This window comes from Streptomyces sp. NPDC057654, from assembly GCF_042800135.1.
GTDB lineage: Bacteria > Actinomycetota > Actinomycetes > Streptomycetales > Streptomycetaceae > Streptomyces.
In genome coordinates, this window is record NZ_JBHVHQ010000855.1 from 1 (window position 1) to 3,672 (window position 3,672).

General features: G+C 71.2%; 2 protein-coding genes. Both read left to right on the forward strand.

Annotated elements, in window-relative coordinates:
* On the forward strand, positions 1–1,567 hold a 1,567-nt coding region (locus ACFU99_RS37200), incomplete at its 5' end, for an ABC transporter substrate-binding protein (protein ID WP_384401152.1).
* 190 nt (positions 1,568–1,757) lie between these two features.
* Entirely contained in the window at positions 1,758–3,623 is a 1,866-nt protein-coding gene (gene typA / locus ACFU99_RS37205; RefSeq protein ID WP_384401155.1) for a translational GTPase TypA, read from the forward strand.
* Positions 3,624–3,672: the final 49 nt, after the last annotated feature.

The following is a 3,672-nucleotide window of genomic DNA, read 5'->3' on the forward strand; positions in this document are numbered from 1 at the left end:
GCACGAGGTCAAGGTCACCTTCGACCGCCCGTACGCCGACTGGGCCGGCCTCTTCACACCGCTCTACCCGCAGAGCGTGATGGGCTCCCCGGACGCCTTCAACGACAGCGCCCGCAAGGACCTCAAGGCCGGGGCCGGGCCCTTCGAGGTCGCGGGCCGCGACACCGGCGCGGGCACCCTGACGCTCGCCCGCAACCCGAAGTGGTGGGGCGACCGCGCCAAGCTCGACAAGCTCGTGCTGCGGGCCGTGCCGCGCGGGCGCCGCGCCGCCGCGCTGACCGCCGACACGATCGACCTCGCGGCCGTCGACCCGGCTACCGCCGCGCACATCGACGCCGCCCACACACCGGTCGAGCGGACCCGCAAGGGCGCCGCCGGATCGCCCGCCGACGGTATGGGCGAGCGCGCGGCGGTGGCCGCGATGCGGGCCTGGGCCGAGGCGCACGGCACGCCCGAGGGGCGCGAGAAGGCCGCCGCCGAGGCGCGGGCCCGGCGCGCGGCGGACGCCCGTACCGCGGCCCGCAAGACGGCGCTGCGCTCGTACACGGTCCGCAAGTCCCTGGAGCCCGCCTACACCCAGCTGGCGCTCAACGGCGCGTCCGGGCCGCTCGCCGACGAGCGGGTCCGGCGGGCCGTCGCCCGCGCGATCGACCGCAAGGGGCTCGCCTCGGCGGTCCTCGGCCCGCTGGGGCTGCCCGCGAAGCCGCTCGGCAGCCACCTGATGATGGCCGGCCAGCAGGGGTACGAGGACCACAGCGACGCGATCGGCGGGGAGGACGCGCAGGCGGCGCAGGCGCTGCTCGCCGACGCGGGCTGGCAGTCGCACGGCGGCCCGATCCCGCAGAAGAAGGCGGGCGAGGACGCCAGGGCGGGCGCCGGGTCGGACACGGACGCGGACACCAAGGCCGACGGGGGCGGCGAGGGCGGCGGCAAGGATCAGCCGCACGGCCGCTCGGGCCCCGAGGGTCCCAAGGGCCCCCAGAACGCCAAGGACCCCCAGCGTCCCCAGCACCCCAAGGCCGTCGTGCCCCCGGTCCGCATGAAGAACGGCCAGAAGCTCACCCTCCGCTTCGTCCTGCCGCGCGGCGCCGCCGCCGAGCCGCTGCGCGCCGTAGGCGACCGCATCGCCCGCAGCCTGGACGCGATCGGCGTGCGCACGGAGATCACCAAGGTCTCCGACGACAGCTACTTCAAGGACCACATCGCCTCGGGCGGCTACGACCTGGCGCTGTACTCCTGGCCCGCCACCGCCTACCCGGCGACCGACGCCCGCCCCATCTTCGCCAAGCCGCAGCCCGCCCCGGACGGCTCGCTGCTCGTGGAGCAGAACTACACGAGGGTCGGCACCGACCAGATCGACCAGCTCTTCGACCAGGCGGCGGCGGAGCTGGACGCCGGGGCCTCGCGCGATCTCGTCGAGCGGGCGGACGCCCGTATCTGGGCGGCGGCCGGATCGATCCCGCTCTACCAGCGCCCCGAGCTGATCGCCGCGAAGTCGGAGATCGCCAACGCCGGGGCCTTCGGCTTCACCACTCCCCGGTACCAGGACATCGGCTTCCGGAAGTGAGCCGCAGGGTGTACGAGGGGTAGAGCCGAGGGGTATCACCGCAGGTCAGAGCCGGTACGTACGGGCTGGGGCGGCCGGAGACGCCACAGCCACGTACCATGGGGTGAGGCCGTGGCGTGATCTGCCCGGCAGGCACGCGTACCGGACCGTACGCGGAGCCACCCACGATTCCGGGAGAAGCGCCGCAAGTATGCCCACGCGCCACGACATTCGTAACGTAGCCATCGTCGCCCACGTCGACCACGGCAAGACGACCCTCGTCGACGCCATGCTGAAGCAGGCCGGCGCCTTCGCGGCCCATCAGCACCTCGACGAACGCATGATGGACTCGAACGACCTTGAGCGCGAGAAGGGCATCACCATTCTCGCGAAGAACACCGCCGTGAAGTACCACCCCAAGGGTGGCGGCGATGTGATCACGATCAACATCATCGACACCCCCGGCCACGCCGACTTCGGAGGCGAGGTCGAGCGCGGCCTGTCCATGGTGGACGCGGTCGTGCTGCTGGTCGACGCCTCCGAGGGCCCGCTGCCGCAGACCCGCTTCGTGCTGCGCAAGGCGCTGGACGCCAAGCTGCCGGTCATCCTGTGCATCAACAAGACGGACCGCCCGGACTCCCGGATCGACGAGGTCGTCAACGAGACGTACGACCTCTTCCTGGACCTGGACGCGGACGAGGACCAGATCGAGTTCCCGATCGTCTACGCCTGCGCGCGCGACGGCATCGCCTCGCTGACCAAGCCGGAGAACGGCACGGTCCCGGCGGACAGCGACTCCCTGGAGCCGTTCTTCTCCACCATCCTCGGCACCGTTCCGGCCCCGGAGTACGACGCGGGCGCGCCGCTCCAGGCCCACGTCACCAACCTGGACGCCGACAACTTCCTCGGCCGTATCGCGCTCTGCCGCGTCGAGCAGGGCGAGCTGCGCAAGGGCCAGCAGGTCGCGTGGATGAAGCGGGACGGCTCGATCCAGAACGTCAAGATCACCGAGCTGCTGATGACCGAGGCGCTCACCCGCAAGCCGGCCGAGGTGGCCGGGCCGGGTGACATCTGCGCGGTCGCGGGCATCCCGGACATCATGATCGGCGAGACGCTGGCCGACCCCGAGAACCCCATCGCGCTGCCGCTCATCACGGTCGACGAGCCCGCGATCTCCATGACCATCGGCACCAACACCTCGCCGCTGGTCGGCAAGGGCGGCAAGGGCCACAAGGTCACCGCCCGCATGGTCAAGGACCGCCTCGACAAGGAGCTCATCGGCAATGTGTCGCTGAACGTCCTGGACACCGAGCGCCCCGACGCGTGGGAGGTGCAGGGCCGTGGCGAGCTGGCGCTGGCCATCCTCGTCGAGACGATGCGCCGGGAGGGCTTCGAGCTGACCGTCGGCAAGCCGCAGGTGGTCACCAAGGAGATCAACGGCAAGGTCCACGAGCCGACCGAGCGGATGACCATCGACTGCCCCGAGGAATACCTCGGCGCGATCACGCAGCTGATGGCCACCCGCAAGGGCCGCATGGAGACCATGACGAACCACGGCTCCGGCTGGGTCCGCATGGAGTTCGTCGTCCCCGCCCGCGGCCTGATCGGCTTCCGTACGGAGTTCCTCACGGACACCCGCGGCACCGGCATCGCGCACTCCATCTTCGAGGGCCACGAGCCGTGGTTCGGCGACCTGCGGACCCGTAACAACGGCTCGCTGGTGGCGGACCGCGCGGGCGTCGTGACGCCGTTCGCGATGATCAACCTCCAGGAGCGCGGCGTGATCTTCGTCGAGCCGACCACCGAGGTCTACGAGGGCATGATCATCGGTGAGAACTCGCGCTCCGACGACATGGACGTGAACATCACCAAGGAGAAGAAGCTCACCAACATGCGCGCCGCGTCCGCGGACACCACCGAGAACGTGGTGCCGCCGCGGAAGCTCTCCCTGGAGCAGTCCCTGGAGTTCTGCCGCGAGGACGAGTGCATCGAGGTGACCCCGGAGACCGTGCGTATCCGCAAGGTCGTCCTCGACCAGAAGGAGCGCGGCCGCGCCGCCTCCCGCGCCAAGCGCTGACGTTTTCCCGAGCCGAGCGCTGACGTTTTCGCGCCGCCCGGCCGACGTT